Consider the following 15,468-nt stretch of genomic DNA (forward strand, 5'->3'; position numbering starts at 1 on the left):
CTAGCGAACCCCCGCGACAGTCCTCACCAGGGTTTCAGCCGCGGCGCGCCGCCTGCGACTGCTCCACCTCGCGCAGCAGGCTGCGGACGAGCTCGCCGGCCGGCAGCCGCCGGAGGCGCTCGTGGCCGGTGCCGGCCCAGAGGTGCACGAGCTCCGCCTCCCCCGTGGCCTTGCCGTGCGCGCGCAGCGGCGCCGTCACGTGGTGGATGTGCGGGTATGCCGCGGGTGCGCCTGCGCCGTAGCCGTCCGTCCACGCGGTGCGCAGTGCGCGGGCGCTGCGGCCGGTGAACGCCCGCGTGACCACGGTGCCCCTGCGGTGGGTGAGGGCGTGCACGTGCACCGGGGAGGTGCCGGCCTCCGGGCAGGCGAGGAACGCCGTGCCGAACGCCGCCGCCACGGCTCCCTCGGCCAGCACCTCGGCCGCCTCGCGCCCGGTCATGAGGCCGCCTGCCCCCATGACGGGCAGGTCGGTGCGGGCTCGCACGGCCCGCACCAGCTCGCGCACCGGCAGCTGCTCCTCACCCGTGTCGACCGGTCCGCCGCGGTGGCCGCCGGCCTCCCACCCCTGGGCCACGACGCCGTCCACCCCGAGGGCCTGCGCCCACTCGACCTCGGCAGGCTCGTTGAGGGTCACCCAGACCGCGACACCGGCCTCCTGGAGGCGGCCGACGACGTCGGCGGGGGGCCACCCGAACGCGAAGCTCACGACCCTCGGTCGCACCTCGGCGAGCACGTCGACCTTGGCGGCGAAGTGGTCGTCGTCCCAGCGCGCCACGCCGAGCTCGACCCCTGCCGCAGCGGCCCACGGGGCCAGCCGCGCGGCATACGCCTCCGCGGCAGCGGTCATCGAGGGCTCGTCCGGCGACGGCGCGAACACGTTGACCCCGAAGGGTTTCGCCGTGCGCGAACTGAGCTCGTGCAGGTCGGACCGGAGCCGCTCAGGGGTCAGGTAGGCCGCGGCCAGGAAGGGGAAGCCGCCGGCGCCGGCGACCGCGGCAGCCAGCTCGACCGTGCTCGGGCCACCGGCCATCGGCGCCAGGACGACGGGCGCGTGGGGCCAGCCGGCCGTCACGCCGCACTCACTTCCTGGCGCGGTGCTCGACGCCCAGGCGTCGCGACTCCGGCACGTCCATGTCGTCGCAGAGCGCCAGCCACACCGTGCGGGGCGACTCGCCCTGGTCGAGGGCCTGCAGCGCGGTCCTGTTGCCGAGGGCGCCGACGACGTGGTCCCGCGCCAGGGAGCCGGCGTAGGACTCGCCGAACTCGTCGTTCATCAGGGACCAGAACTTGCTCAGCCGCACAGCCGCGAGTCTGTCACAGGTGCGCGACCGTCAGTCGAGGTGGCGGAAGCGCGGCCACAGCTCGCGCCAGGGCGCTGCGGGGTCGGCACAGACCATGACGGGGGCGCCCTGCTCCTCGTTGTCGACACCGACACCGTTGTCGAGGCGGTCCATCGTCCGGCAGGTGCCGAAGAGGCCTGTCAGGTGGGGCGCCTGCCAGCCGACGAGGACGACCGTGTCCGTTTCATCCGCAGGAGGGCCGGCGTCGTGCAGGGCGTTGTGCCCGCTGTGCGGGGCGGGGAGCCCGAGCGCCGGGCCGAAGCGTGCGACGGCGCCGGCCTCCCCGTAGTTCGAGGTGATGACCGCCACCCGGTGCCCCTCCGGCACCCCGCGGACGGCGTCCGCGACCTGCGCCACGTAGACGGGCCACCCGACCTGGTCGCCGACGAGGGGCCCGATGTCCGGCACGGGCGTGTCCCCCAGACGGTCCACGGGGACGGCGGGAAGGGCCAGCACCACCGCGAAGGCCGCGTTCGCGGCGAGCCCGGCCACGGCCAGCCGGCGCCACCCGGTGCGGGCGGACAGCCAGCGCGCCACCGGCACACACCCCGCGGCATACATGACGCTCACGAGGTGCACCGGGTAGTGCGGCTGCGCGCCGGAGACGAGCGTGAAGGCCACGAGGACACCGAAGGCGACGGCCAGGAAGCCCACCTCGCAGCGCTGCGGCCGGCGCAGGAGCCAGACCACGCCCACGCCCCAGACGACGGCCAGCACCGGGCCGAGCATGACGAGCAGCAGCGGCAGCGCGAGGGCGCGCACCTCGCCCGCGTTGTTCTCCGACAGCGCGGCGCCCATCGCCAGCTGGGGCCAGTCGTGGGTGGCCTGGTAGGCGAGGTTGGGCGCGGCCAGGAGTGCGGCGAGCGCCACGCCGGCCCACAGCCAGGGGCTGCGCAGGACGCGACGGGGACCGAGAAGCAGCACTCCCACCGCCAGGGCGACGCCGAGCACGACGACGAGCAGGCGGCTGTAGGACGCGACGCCCGCGACGGCGCCGACCGCCAGCCACCAGCGGGGGTCGCCGCGCACGGCCAGGACCGCCGCCAGGGTGGCGGCCAGCCAGAAGGTCTGGTCGAGCGTCGAGGTCAGGAGCAGGTGGCCGAGCATGAGGGGCATGGCCGCGAAGGCGTAGCCCCACGCCGCCAGCGCCTGGGCGCCGCGCCCGCCGCCGAGCGCACGGGCGATGAGGGCCACCAGCACGACGGACACCGCCGAGGCCAGCGTGGCGGGCACCCGCAGGGCCCAGGGCTCGTCGACCAGTCCGGCGACCGACCGGGCGAGGAACGGCACGAGCGGCGGCTGGTCGACGTGGCCCCAGGCTGACGGCAGCATCCGGAAGTACAGCTCGTCGCGGTGCCAGCCGTAGCCGCGGCTGCCGGCGGTGAGGACCGCTGCCTGGGCCACGGCAGCCGGGAGCACCCAGCGCCAGGCCGCCACAGGACGAGTCGGGGTGGGGCCGCCTCGGCTGGACGCCGGGGCAGGGCTGCTGGTGGTCACGGTCCGCGACCCTAGGGCCGAGCGCCGCCGGGGGGAGCCGGTTCCGGGCATGTCGCGCCGGTGTCGGTGCCCGGTGGCAGGCTTGTCACGATGGCCCGTTCCCCCGGCACGGACGTGCTCGCGCGCTTCTCCCCGGCCACCGCGGCGTGGTTCGAGGGTTCCTTCAGCGACCCCACGCAGGCGCAGGCCGGCGCATGGGAGGCCATCAGCTCCGGCAGGCACGCCCTGGTCGTGGCCCCGACCGGTTCGGGAAAGACGCTGTCGGCCTTCCTCTGGGCCCTCGACCGGCTGGCCAGCGAGCCCCCGCCCGAGGAGCGGCTGCGGCGCTGCCGCGTCCTCTACGTCTCGCCCATGAAGGCGCTCGCCGTCGACGTCGAGCGCAACCTGCGCTCACCGCTCGTGGGCATCGGCCACGCGGCCACCCGGCTCGGGCTGCCCGAACCCGACATCACCGTGGCGGTGCGGTCCGGTGACACCCCCGCCAACGAGCGGCGTGCCTTCGCCCGCACGCCGAGCGACATCCTCATCACCACGCCCGAGTCACTGTTCCTCCTGCTCACCTCCGCGGCCCGGGAGGCGCTCGCCGGGGTCGAGACGGTGATCCTCGACGAGGTGCACGCCGTCGCCGGCACCAAGCGCGGCGCCCACCTGGCCCTCAGCCTCGAGCGGCTCGACGCCCTCCTCGACCAGCCCGCGCAGCGCATCGGCCTCTCGGCGACGGTGGAGCCGGTCGACGAGGTGGCCCGCTACCTCGCCGGCGGCCGACCGGTCGAGGTCGTGCGTCCGCCCTCGACCAAGGAGTGGGACCTCGACGTCGTCGTCCCGATCGCCGACATGTCCGCCCTCGGCGAGGTGGTGCTCGACGACCTGTCCGGGCCCGCCGCGGGTGCCGAGCGGCGCGCCTCGATCTGGCCGCACGTCGAGGAGCGCATCGTCGACCTCATCGCCGAGCACCGCTCGACCCTGGTCTTCGCGAACTCCCGCAGACTCGCCGAGCGGCTGACCTCCCGCCTCAACGAGATCTGGCAGGAGCGCCTCGAGGAGGCCGCCGAGCAGCTCGGCGACACCGACGGCGACACGGCACCCGAGCGGGCTTCGAGGAGGACCGGCACCCGGACCCCTGCGGAGATGATGGCGCAGGCCGGCGCGAGCAGGGGCGCACCGGCGGTCCTGGCCAGGGCCCACCACGGCTCGGTGAGCAAGGAGCACCGCCAGGTCATCGAGGAGGACCTCAAGGCCGGGCGCCTGCCGGCCGTCGTCGCCACCAGCTCGCTCGAGCTCGGTATCGACATGGGTGCCGTCGACCTCGTGGTCCAGGTCGAGTCACCGCCCAGCGTCGCCAGCGGGCTCCAGCGCGTGGGCCGGGCCGGGCACCAGGTCGGAGCCGTCTCCCACGGCGTGCTCTTCCCCAAGTTCCGCGGCGACCTCGTCCAGACCGCCGTCGTCGTCGAGCGGATGCGCTCCGGTGCGATCGAGTCGCTGCACGTGCCGGCCAACCCGGTCGACGTGCTGGCCCAGCAGGTGGTGGCCATGTGCGCCATGGACGACTGGGCGGTCGACGACCTCGAGCAGCTGGTGCGCCGTGCCACCCCGTTCGCCTCGCTGCCGCGCTCGATCCTCGAGTCCGTGCTCGACATGCTCGCCGGCCGCTACCCCAGCGACGAGTTCGCCGAGCTGAGGCCGCGCATCGTCTGGGACCGCGTTGCCGGGGTGCTCTCCGGCCGCCGCGGCGCCCAGCGGCTCGCTGTCACCAGCGGCGGCACCATCCCCGACCGCGGCCTGTATGCCGTGTTCCTCGCCACCGGGGAGGGCACCGGCAGGCGGGTCGGCGAGCTCGACGAGGAGATGGTCTACGAGTCGCGGGTCGGCGACGTCTTCACCCTCGGCACCTCCACCTGGCGGATCGAGGACATCACGCACGACCGGGTCCTGGTCACCCCGGCACCCGGGCTCCCGGGGAAGCTGCCGTTCTGGAAGGGCGACCAGCTCGGGCGTCCCGCAGAGCTCGGTCGGGCCGTCGGGGCCTTCGTCCGTGAGCTCGTCGGGCTGCCCCCGGCGAAAGCGCGGTCCCGCGTGGCCGCGGCCGGTCTCGACGAGTGGGCCACCGACAACCTCCTCGCCTACCTCGAGGAGCAGCGTGAGGCGACGGGCCACGTCCCCGACGACCGCACCATCGTCGTCGAGCGCTTCCGCGACGAGATCGGCGACTGGCGGGTGGCCCTCCACTCCCCCTTCGGCGGCCAGGTGCACGCCCCCTGGGCGCTGTGCGTCTCGGCCCGGATGCGTGAGCGCTTCGGCGTCGACGTCCAGGCCATGCACGGCGATGACGGCATCGTCTTCCGCCTTCCCGACCTCGAGTTCGAGGACGGCCGCGGTGCCGGCGCCGAGCTCCTCGAGCTGGTCCGCCTCGACCCTGACGAGGTCCATGACCTCGTGACCGGGGAGATCGGCGGGTCTGCCCTGTTCGCCGCGAGGTTCCGTGAGTGCGCCTCCCGCGCCCTGCTGCTCCCCCGCCGCCGCCCCGACCGGCGACAGCCCCTGTGGCAGCAGCGGCAGCGCGCTGCCCAGCTGCTCGAGGTGGCCAGCCAGTACGCCTCGTTCCCGATCATCCTGGAGACGGTGCGCGAGTGCGTGCAGGACGTCTTCGACGTGCCGGGCCTGACCGAGCTCATGCGCGACATCGAGGCGCGCACCGTCACGATGGTCGACGTCGAGAGCTCGCAGCCCTCGCCCTTCGCCCGGTCGCTGATGTTCGGCTACGTCGCGCAGTTCCTCTACGAGGGCGACTCTCCGCTGGCCGAGAAGCGGGCCGCCGCGCTGTCCCTCGACCCGACCCTGCTGGCCGAGCTGCTCGGCCGCGGCGAGGGTCTGTCGCTGCGCGACCTCCTCGACCCGGCCGAGGTGACCCGCACCGAGCGCGAGCTGCAGCGTCTGGCGCCCGAGCGGGCCTGCCGCGACGCCGAGGACGTCGCCGACCTGCTACGGAGCCTGGGCCCGCTCTCCCTGGGCGAGATCGAGCGCCGGTGCCGGGAAGGCCTGTCCCGCAACGACATCGGGAGCTGGCTCGTCGACCTCGAGGGTGCCCGGCGCCTGATCAGGGTGCGCATCGCCGGCGAGGAGCGCTGGGCCGCCATCGAGGACGCCGGACGACTGCGCGACGCCCTCGGCGCCTCCCTGCCCGTGGGTGTGCCGCAGGCGTTCCTCGAGTCCGTCCCCGACCCACTCGGCGACCTCGTGGCCCGCTACGCCCGCACGCACGGACCGTTCTCCGCGCCCGATGTCGCCCACTGGTGGGGCATCGGTCCCGCCGTGGCCCTCGACGCCCTGCGCCGGCTCGTGTCGGCCGGCCGCGTCGTCGAGGGCGAGCTGCTGCCCACGGAGAACGGCGGTGGCGCCCACGGCCTCGACTACTGCGACGCGGAGGTGCTGCGCACCCTCCGTCGGCGCTCCCTGGCGGCCCTGCGCGCCGAGGTCGAGCCGGTCCCCGCCGTCGAGCTCGCCCGCTTCCTGCCGAGCTGGCAGGGGGTGGGTGGTGGCCTGCGCGGCCGCGAGGGCCTGGTCCGGGCGGTCGAGCAGCTGGCCGGCGCCGTGGTGCCGGCCAGCGCCCTCGAGACCCTGGTGCTGCCCTCCCGGGTGGCCGGCTACACCCCCGGGCTCCTCGACGAGCTGACCAGCACGGGCGAGGTGCTGTGGCGAGGGCACGGCTCGCTCCCGGGCGACGACGGATGGGTGTCGCTCCACCTCGGCGACACCGCCCACCTGACCCTGCCGCCGCACGACGACCTCGCGGTGACCGAGACCCAGCAGGCGGTGCTCGACGCCCTCGCCGGCGGCGGGGCCTACTTCTTCCGCACGCTGTCCGACGCCGTCGGCAGCACCGACGACGAGGCCCTTATCACCGACCTCTGGCAGCTCGTGTGGGCCGGGTTCGTCACCAACGACACCATGGCGCCCCTGCGGGCGCTCCTGTCCGGGGGTCGCACCGCGCACCGCCGCACCCGGTCGGCTCCCCGTTGGACCCGGTATGCCGGTCGGCGAGGCTCCCTGGGCGCGCTCTCCGGCCAACGCCCGGCGGGCGGGCCGGCGCTGCCCAGCCGCAGCGGACCGCCGACCGGCGCCGGCCGGTGGTCGCTGCTGCCGGCGCCCGAGGCCGAGGCCACGGTCCGGTCCTACGCCACCGCCGAGGTGCTCCTCGACCGCTATGGCGTGGTGACCCGCGGGTCGGTCGTCGCCGAGGGTGTCGTCGGCGGCTTCGCCGGCGTCTACCGGGTGCTGGCCGCTGCCGAGGAGTCGGGCAGGGTGCGTCGGGGTTACTTCGTCGAGTCGCTGGGGGCCGCCCAGTTCGCGGGCACCGGGGCGATCGACCGTCTCCGGGCCGGCGTGCGGCCGCTGGGCGGCGCCGAGGCGTCGGGCGAGCCAGCCTCGGCGGTGGTGCTCGCCGCGTCCGACCCGGCCAACGCCTACGGCGCCGCCCTGCCGTGGCCGGCCCGGCCCGCCACCGAGGAGGAGACCGGTCGCAAGGGCCACCAGCCGGGCCGGAAGGCGGGCGCCCTCGTCGTCCTCGTCGACGGTGCGCTCGTCCTCTACGTCGAGCGCGGGGGCAGGACGCTGCTGTCGTGGTCGGATGACCCCGCTCTGCTGCAGGCTGCCGCCGACGCGTTGGCGCTCGCGGTCCGCGAGGGCGCCCTGGGGCGCCTCACGGTGGAGAAGGCCGACGGAGGGTCCGTGCTCGGGTCGGACCACCCGCTCGCCCAGGCCCTCGCCTCCGCCGGCTTCCACGCGACACCGCGCGGTCTGCGGCTGAGGCGATGAGCCGTGCCTGAGGGCGACACCGTCTGGCGCACGGCAACCCGCCTGCACCAGGCGCTGGCCGGCCGGCCGGTCACCCGGTGGGACCTGCGCTGGGGCGAGCTGGCCACGAGCGACCTGGTGGGGGCGTCCACCGTCGAGGTGGTCAGCCGCGGCAAGCACATCCTCCACCGGCTCGACGCGGGAGTGACCCTGCACTCGCATCTGCGGATGGAAGGTCAGTGGCGCATCGAGGACGCGACGCGAGTGTCCCCGCGACAGCTGGCCAACCCGCAGGTCCGCGCCCTGGTGGCCACCGAGCGCTGGGTCGCCCTGGGCCTGAGGTTGGGGATGCTCGACCTCGTGCCGACGGCCGCGGAGGACACCCTCGTCGGCCACCTCGGGCCCGACGTGCTGGGCGAGGACTGGGACGCCAACGCGGCGGTCGCGAACCTGCGGTCCTGCGGGCAGACGCCCATCGGCGCCGCCCTGCTCGACCAGCGCAACCTGGCCGGCGTGGGCACCCTGTGGGCCAGCGAGTCCCTCTTCCTCCAGCGCATCAACCCCTGGTCCGGGGCGGCCAGTCTCGAGGAGCAGCAGCTGGCGGCCCTGGTCGAGCGGGCCCACCGGCTCATCGACGCGGCCAGGCACCACGCCGTGCAGAGCAGCACCGGGGTCCGCCGGCTCGGGGAGACCAGCTACGTGCACGGACGTTCGGGCCGCCCCTGCCGACGCTGCGGGCAGGGCGTGCGGGTGGCCATGGTCGGCACGCCCCCGCAGGAACGCACGATGTTCTACTGCCCCAGCTGCCAGGGCGGGCTCGGCCCCACCGACGACGGTCGCGAGCAGACGCCGTTGGGCTCGAGCTCGCCGGGGCGGGCCAAGCCGTACCGGCGCACCTGACGCCTACGGGGTCGAAGGTGCTCCGGCCCGGACGAGGATCGCCTCGACCACCTCCGACTTGGCGTCCGCGTAGTCCTGCACGTGGCGCCAGCGGCGCGACGCCAGCTCACGCTTGGTCGCGGCATACCGGTCGCGGTCCTCGCGGTGGGTGCGCAGCCAGTCGGGGAACATCCGCATCCGCGCGACCTCCCGGTCCGCCGCCCCCGGTGAGAACACGTGAACGTTGACGTCGTGGGAGTCCCCGTCGGCGAGTCGGCGGGCCACCACGCGGTGCTCGAGCCAGTCGGGCTCGCGGACGCGCAGGTGGTAGCCGACGGCCAGCAACGCGGGCAGGTATGCCGGCTCGTCAGCGGAGTCGGGCACGAGCAGGAGCACGTCGATGACCGGCTTCGCGGGCAGCCCGGGCACCGACGTGGACCCCACGTGCTCGACCGAGAGGGCAGTGGCCCCGAGGGCACTGGTGATCGCAGCCCGCTCCTGAGCGAACAGCCCGGGCCAGGCCGGGTCGGGGTCGACGACGACCACCGGCACGGCATACGGCTCGGTTGGGACGACCAGCCCCGTGGCCGGGAGTGGACCGGTGCCGCTCACGCGGGGAGGGTCAGGCAGCCGAGGCCGAGACGAGCGGCGTGGCAGGCACCGGGAGCGAGACGGGCGCGGTGAGCGCCTCGGACTCGGCTACCCGTTCGGAGACGTGCCCGAGCACCTCCGACAGCGGCAGGTGCAGCGCGCTGCAGATCGCGGCGAGCAGCTCGGAGGACGCCTCCTTCTCGCCGCGCTCGACCTCGCTGAGGTAGCCGAGCGAGACGGACGCCGCGGCCGAGACCTCACGCAGGGTGCGGCCCTGGGACTGGCGCTGCTCACGGAGCACGTCGCCGAGTTCACGACGGAGCAAGATCACAGCGCCTCCTTCACAGCTTTCCGGCCCGGTTCTGGCACCCACGTTACCGCGCACGACCGACGGCGCGCGCGCAGGTTTGGCCAACCGACACCCGGGGGCCGGTGGCCCGCGTGGCCGGGCACCTCAGGACCACTCCCACCTCAACCGCCGGAGACTGGCGGTTCTTCCGCTCCCGCCAGCCCGGCGCGCAGCTCGTCGAGGGCCGCCCGGACCGCAGCCGCCCGGATCGCGGCACGGTCGCCGTCGAAGTGGTGCTCGCGCACCGTGGCGCCGTCCGGGCCGGCCACGGCGACGAAGACGGTGCCCACCGCAGCCTCGTCCTGCGGGTCGGGGCCGGCCACGCCGGTGGTGGCCACTCCCCAGTCGCTGCCCACCAGGGTGCGCACGGCCCTGGCCATCTGGCTGGCCACCTCGGCGTCGACGGCGCCCACCTGCGACAGCAGCGCCCTGTCGACGCCCAGCAGCGAGGCCTTGACCTCGGTGGCGTAGCTGACCACGCCCCCGCGCAGCACCGCCGAGGCGCCGGGCACGTCGGTCACGGCCGCGCAGACCAGCCCACCGGTGAGGGACTCCGCGCAGGCCAGGGTCTCGCCGCGACGCTTCAGGGCGGCGACGACGTCGGCGGCGTGGGGGCTCTCAGCGGGGGCGGTCACCGCGGGGTCACCCGCGCTTGGCCGCGCGGGCGCGCTTGCGCAGGGTGCGCTCGCTGGTGCGGCGCAGCCTGCGTGCCTTCACGACGTAGTCGATCCCGGTCACCAGGGTCACGCCGACGGCCAGCGCCATGGTCAGCCACGCCACCGCGGTCCAGGCCTCGGAGAGCGGGAACGTCCACAGGGGCAGGGTGAACAGGGTCAGGGTGACGCTCTGGAGGACGGTCTTGAGCTTGCCGCCCCGCCCGGCCGGCATGACGCCGTGCCGGATGACGAAGAAGCGCATGAGGGTCACACCCCACTCGCGAACGAGCACGAGGACGGTCACCCACCACCAGAGCTCACCGAGGATCGACAGCCCGACGAAGGCCATCCCCATGAGCGCCTTGTCGGCGATGGGGTCGGCGACCTTGCCGAAGTCGGTGATCAGGCCCCGGCTGCGGGCGATGTCACCGTCGACGCGGTCGGTCGCGATCGCGAGCAGGAACACCCCGGCCGCCCAGAACCGGAGGGTGGGGTTGTCCCCGCCGTCGGAGAGCAGCAGCCAGCCGTAGACGGGCACCATGAGGATCCGCAGCATCGTCAGGGCGTTGGCGATGTTCCACGGGCTCGGCGGTGGCTTCGGCGTGGGGTCGAGGAGGTGGTCGTGCTCGCTCATGCAGGCTCCGCGAGCAGGTCGATCCCCTCGGTGCCCACCACGGTGGCCGTGACCGTGTCGCCGACCCCGACACCCGGGCAGGCTGCGGCCTCGAGGACCGTGACGCCGTCGACGTCCGGGCCCTGGTGGAGGGCGCGGCCGACCACCCGGCCGTCCTCGTCGTCCACCTCCTCGACGAGCACCTCGACGAGCTCGCCGATTCGCTCCTCGGCCCGCTGCGCGTTCAGCTCCTCGATGAGCGCGGAGAAGCGGGCGACCCGCTCGGCCACGACGTGTTCCGGCAGCTTGTGGCCGTAGCCCTCGGCCTCGGTGCCGTCCTCGTCGGAGTAGCCGAAGACCCCGACGACGTCGAGCCGGGCAGCGACGAGGAACGCCTCGAGCTCGGCGAGGTCCTCGTCGGTCTCGCCGGGGAATCCGACGATGACGTTGCTGCGGATCCCGGCCCGGGGCAGCCGCCCCCGCACGTCGTCGAGGAGACCGAGGAACGCCTCGCGTCCGCCGAAGCGCCGCATCCGGCGCAGCAGGGGAGCGGAGGCGTGCTGGAAGGAGATGTCGAAGTACGGCACGACGCCCGGGGTGGCCGCCATGGCGTCGAGCAGGCCCGGACGGATCTCGGCGGGCTGGAGGTAGGACACCCGCACCCGCTCGATCCCCTCGACGGCCGACAGCTCCGGCAGCAGCTTCTCGAGCAGGGCGAGGTCGCCGAGGTCCTTGCCGTAGGAGGTGGAGTTCTCGCTGACGAGGAAGACCTCCCTGACCCCTCGCTCGGCCAGCCACCGGGCCTCGGCGAGGATGTCGGTGGGCCGGCGCGAGACGAAGGCACCCCGGAACATCGGGATGGCGCAGAAGGCGCATCGCCGGTCGCAGCCGCTGGCGATCTTCAGCGGCGCCCAGGGCCTGCCGTCGAGCCGGGCCCGGATGATGCGCGGGCCGGAGGCGGGTGCCGGTCCCTCCACGGTGACGTCGGCCGGCTCCAGCGTCGCCGGCGCCTGCTCCGGCGAGGTCGGGTCGCCATGGCCGGGCAGGGCCACGCCGCTCGTCCCACCCTGGCGCTGCACCGGTGAGAGCGGCAGCAGCCGGCGCCGGTCCGAGGGCGTGTGCGAGGCCGGCCGCTCCCCGGTGAGGATCGCCTTGAGGTGGCTGGACATGTCGGCGTAGGTGTCGAACCCCAGCACCGCGTCGGCCTCGGGCAGCTCCGCCGCCAGCTGCTCGCCGTAGCGCTCGGCGAGGCAGCCGACCGCGACGACGGCCTGGGTGCGGCCGTCCTCCTTGCCCGCGGAGGCCTCGAGCAGCACGTCGATCGAGTCCTTCTTGGCCTGCTCGACGAACCCACAGGTGTTGACCACCGCGACGTCGGCCTCGGCCGCGTCGTCGACCAGCCGCCAACCCTCGGCCGCGAGGCGGCCGGCCAGCTCCTCCGAGTCGACCTCGTTGCGGGTGCACCCCAGGGTGACCAGGGCGACGCTGCGCGAGGCGGAGGAGCTCATGCGCCCACTCTAGAGGTGGATAGGGTCGCATCCATGAGCGCCGCTCCCGTCGCACCGTCCGCCCGCATCCGGTCGCTGCTCGAGCGCCAGCCCGTGCTCGACGGCCACAACGACCTCCTCTGGGAGGCGCGCGAGCAGGTGGGCTACGACTTCGACCGGCTCGACATCGCTTCCGGCTCGCCGACCACCCACACCGACCTGCCACGGCTGCGCCGGGGCGGGGTCGGCGCCCAGTTCTGGTCGGTCTTCGTCCCCTCCTCCCTCACCGGCGACGACGCGGTCAGCGCCACGCTCGAACAGGTGGACGCCGGCCACCAGATGGTGGCCCGGTATGCCGCCGACCTGGCCTTCGCCCGCACCGCGGACGAGGTGGAGGCGGCCTGGGCGACGGGCCGTATCGCCTCGCTCCTCGGCGCCGAGGGCGGGCACTCGATCAACTGCTCGCTGGCCACCTTGCGCATGCTGCACGTCCTCGGGGTGCGCTACCTGACCCTCACCCACAACAGCAACGTCCCGTGGGCGGACTCGGGCACCGACGAGCCGGTGGTCGGCGGGCTGTCGCGTTTCGGGGTCGAGGTGGTCCGCGAGATGAACCGCATCGGCATGCTGGTCGACCTCAGCCACGTCTCGGCCGACACCATGCGCGACGCGTTGCGGGCCTCCGAGGTGCCGGTGCTCTTCTCGCACTCCTCGGCCCGTGCGGTCTGCGACAGCCCGCGCAACGTCCCCGACGACGTGCTCGGGTCGCTGCGCCACAACGGCGGGGTCTGCATGGTCACCTTCGTGCCGAAGTTCGTGAACCCCGAGGCCGCGGCCTGGCACGCGCAGGCGGTCGCCGAGGCGCAGGCGCAGGGCATCAGCCAGGCCGACGCGGCGGCCTTCTCCCCCTTCTACCGCGACTTCCGAGCCCGTCACCCCGAGCCCCCGGCCACCCTCGACGACGTCGTGCGGCACTGCGAGCACGTCCGTGAGGTGGCGGGCGTCGACCACGTCGGGGTCGGCGGCGACTACGACGGCGTGGAGGTGCTCCCGCAGGGCATGGGCGACGTCACGGCATACCCGGCCCTGCTCGAGGCGCTCGCGGAGCGGGGGTGGTCCGACGACGACCTGGCCAAGCTCACCAGCGGCAACGTCCTGCGCGTGATGCGCGACGCGGAGGCGGGTGCCCGGGCGCTGCAGGAGCAGCGCGGCCCCAGCCTGGCGACGATTGCCCAGCTCGACGGACCCACGGCCCCCTAGCGCCGCTTGAGCACCGTCAGGCTGACGACGCGGGAGATGATCATCGCGACGTAGAGGACGCCGGCGACCTGCTCGACCATGGCCACGGAGCGGGCGTGTGGCAGCACGGGGATGACGTCCGAGAGGCCCACGCTCGTCAGGGTCGCGAAGGACAGGAACAGCAGGTTCGGGAAGCCCTGGAACCCCTCCCCCTGGAACGACACGAACGAGTTGGGCCAGACCACCTGCACCGCCATGAAGGCGTAGGCGAAGCCCCAGGCCACGACGGTGAAGTTGGCGCCCACCGCGAACACCTCGTCGCGGGTGACGAAGGTGTCGTCGAAGAGGTACCGCACGAGGCCGTAGGCCGTGTAGCCGTAGAACAGCGCGTGGAGGATGGACGACCACAGGCGGATCACCTCACTGCCCGGGTACACCGCCTCGGCGACCGTCAGGACCATCACCGGGATCCCGAGGGTGATGGCGATCCAGGTCAGCGCCGGGGTGGCCCGCACGGCCCAGACCGCGACGGCGAGGACGAACAGCCCGAACACGCCGAGCACGGCGCGCCCCACAGGGGTCTCCCCGGTGAACGGGTAGGCCAGCACGGCGATCAGCTGGGCGGCGAGGAGCACACCCGAGGGATGCGCCTTCACGGTGGTCATCCACTGCGACATGGCGGACACCCTAGGGCGTCGCCGGCCCCACAGCGCGACCCGGCGTCAGGCCTCGCCGACGGGTCCCCGCAGGGTCAGCGCGGCGACGGCCGCTGCGCCTGTCGCCGTGGTGGCCATCACGAGGGCCATCGGCACCGCGGAGCCGGAGCCGAGCGCACCGATCACCGGGGCCGCCGCCCCGCCGATGACGAACTGCGAGGCGCCGAGCAGGGCCGCAGCGGTGCCGGCGGCCTCTCCGTGCCGGGTGAGCGCCAGCGCGGGGGTGTTGGGCAGCGTCAGGCCGCAGGCGAACAACAGGAACCACAGCGGCCCGAGGACCAGCGGCAGCCCGCCGATGCCGGTGACCGCGGCCGCGAGCAGCACGAGGGCGGAGACTGCACCGATGGCGACCCCCGCCCGGACGATGTCGCGCGGGCCGAGACGGCGCAGCAGGAGGGGGTTGAGCTGCGACCCGGTGAGGAAGCCCAGCGAGTTGAGCCCGAAGGCGAGGCCGAACTGGGCGACGCTGAGGCCGTAGATCTCCTGGAGGACGAAGGACGAGCCCCCGATGTAGGAGAAGAGGGTGGCGAACATCAGGCCCGAGATCAGGACCAGCCCGACGAACGTGCGGTCGCGCAGCAGCGAGGCGTAGGTGCGCAGCACCGGCAGCGGCTCGAGGCGACGGCGACGCTCGGGCGGCAGGGTCTCGCGCAGCAGCAGCGAGGCCACCGTCACGAGCACCACCCCGGCAAGGGAGACCAGGCCGAAGACCCCGCGCCACGAGGTGTGCGCGAGGACGGCGCCTCCGATGGTCGGCGCCACGATGGGGGCGATGCCCATGACGAGCATCAGCCGCGAGAGCAGCGTGGCTGCCGCCGAGCCGGTGAACAGGTCGCGCACCGTGGCCATGGCCACCACCGAGACCGCGGCGTTGCCGAGCCCCTGCACGACACGCGCTGCGGTGAGCAGCTCGACGGTGGGGGCGAGCGCGCAGGCCACCGACGCGACGATGTGCAGCACGAGGCCGGCGATGAGCGGCTTGCGGCGGCCGACGGCGTCGGCCAGCGGGCCGACGAGCAGCTGGCCGAGCCCGAGGCCGAGCAGGATCCCGGTGAGGGTGCCCTGCACCTGCGACTCCGTGGCCCCGAGCTCGTCGGCGATCGACGGCATCGCGGGGAGGTAGGTGTCGATGGTGAGCGGCCCGATCGCGATGAGGGCGCCGAGCACCAGCACGAACTTCACGTAGGAGCGGCCGCGCGGCGCCTCGAGCATCACCGGCCGCGGGAGGCGGACGCCCCGGCGGCTGGGTCGCTGCGCCAGGTCGGTGGGTTCGGGAGTCAGCTCAGTGGTCGGCGCAGTCACGTCGGTGG

General features: G+C 74.3%; 13 protein-coding genes. 3 read left to right on the forward strand and 10 right to left on the reverse strand.

The genetic code is table 11. The annotated features are described in order from the left end of the window. Positions 1-34: 34 nt before the first annotated feature. From P0Y31_RS10610 to P0Y31_RS10620, 3 genes are read right to left on the reverse strand one after another with little or no spacing between them, the layout of a single operon-like run. Positions 35-1,072, reverse strand: a complete 1,038-nt coding sequence (locus P0Y31_RS10610) for a nitronate monooxygenase (RefSeq protein WP_275869168.1) — start codon at positions 1,070-1,072, stop codon at positions 35-37. A 7-nt stretch (positions 1,073-1,079) separates the two neighbouring features. Next, positions 1,080-1,301, reverse strand: a complete 222-nt coding sequence (locus P0Y31_RS10615; RefSeq protein WP_275808856.1) for a DUF3046 domain-containing protein — start codon at positions 1,299-1,301, stop codon at positions 1,080-1,082. A 30-nt stretch (positions 1,302-1,331) separates the two neighbouring features. Continuing rightward, positions 1,332-2,837 (reverse strand): glycosyltransferase family 39 protein, encoded by a 1,506-nt coding sequence (locus P0Y31_RS10620; protein ID WP_275869171.1) that lies wholly within the window; start codon positions 2,835-2,837, stop codon positions 1,332-1,334. A gap of 90 nt (positions 2,838-2,927) precedes the next feature. Between P0Y31_RS10620 and P0Y31_RS10625 the strand changes: the two genes are divergently transcribed. Continuing rightward, entirely contained in the window at positions 2,928-7,649 is a 4,722-nt protein-coding gene (locus P0Y31_RS10625; RefSeq protein WP_275869173.1) for an ATP-dependent helicase, read from the forward strand. Positions 7,650-7,652: 3 nt separating this feature from the next. After that, complete coding sequence (locus P0Y31_RS10630; protein WP_275869175.1) at positions 7,653-8,528, forward strand: DNA-formamidopyrimidine glycosylase family protein; 876 nt, start codon at positions 7,653-7,655, stop codon at positions 8,526-8,528. Positions 8,529-8,531: 3 nt separating this feature from the next. Here the strand turns inward: P0Y31_RS10630 and P0Y31_RS10635 are convergent, their stop codons facing one another. From P0Y31_RS10635 to rimO, 5 genes are all read right to left on the reverse strand, one after another. Next, the gene (locus tag P0Y31_RS10635) at positions 8,532-9,119 is read right to left on the reverse strand and encodes a GrpB family protein (RefSeq protein WP_275869178.1); all 588 of its coding nucleotides are present in this window, start codon (positions 9,117-9,119) and stop codon (positions 8,532-8,534) included. Between the two features lie 10 nt (positions 9,120-9,129). Then, complete coding sequence (locus P0Y31_RS10640; RefSeq protein WP_275808869.1) at positions 9,130-9,429, reverse strand: helix-turn-helix transcriptional regulator; 300 nt, start codon at positions 9,427-9,429, stop codon at positions 9,130-9,132. A gap of 140 nt (positions 9,430-9,569) precedes the next feature. Continuing rightward, a complete protein-coding gene (locus P0Y31_RS10645) occupies positions 9,570-10,082 on the reverse strand; it encodes a CinA family protein (RefSeq protein ID WP_275869180.1) in 513 nt (170 codons plus the stop codon). 7 nt (positions 10,083-10,089) lie between these two features. Further along, a complete protein-coding gene (locus tag P0Y31_RS10650; RefSeq protein ID WP_275869182.1) occupies positions 10,090-10,737 on the reverse strand; it encodes a CDP-alcohol phosphatidyltransferase family protein in 648 nt (215 codons plus the stop codon). After that, positions 10,734-12,224, reverse strand: a complete 1,491-nt coding sequence (gene rimO, locus P0Y31_RS10655; protein WP_275869185.1) for a 30S ribosomal protein S12 methylthiotransferase RimO — start codon at positions 12,222-12,224, stop codon at positions 10,734-10,736. The genes P0Y31_RS10650 and rimO overlap by 4 nt, the downstream gene beginning before the upstream one ends. Positions 12,225-12,257: 33 nt before the next feature. Between rimO and P0Y31_RS10660 the strand changes: the two genes are divergently transcribed. After that, the gene (locus P0Y31_RS10660) at positions 12,258-13,463 is read left to right on the forward strand and encodes a dipeptidase (RefSeq protein WP_275869187.1); all 1,206 of its coding nucleotides are present in this window, start codon (positions 12,258-12,260) and stop codon (positions 13,461-13,463) included. Here the strand turns inward: P0Y31_RS10660 and P0Y31_RS10665 are convergent. After that, complete coding sequence (locus P0Y31_RS10665) at positions 13,460-14,119, reverse strand: ion channel (protein WP_275869190.1); 660 nt, start codon at positions 14,117-14,119, stop codon at positions 13,460-13,462. The two genes, P0Y31_RS10660 and P0Y31_RS10665, sit on opposite strands and share 4 nt — an antisense overlap. Before the next feature lie 45 nt (positions 14,120-14,164). Next, positions 14,165-15,460, reverse strand: coding sequence for a multidrug effflux MFS transporter (locus P0Y31_RS10670; protein ID WP_275869192.1), 1,296 nt, complete (start codon positions 15,458-15,460; stop codon positions 14,165-14,167). Positions 15,461-15,468: the final 8 nt, after the last annotated feature.

This window comes from Knoellia sp. 3-2P3 (assembly GCF_029223115.1).
In the GTDB taxonomy this organism is placed as follows: domain Bacteria; phylum Actinomycetota; class Actinomycetes; order Actinomycetales; family Dermatophilaceae; genus Pedococcus_A.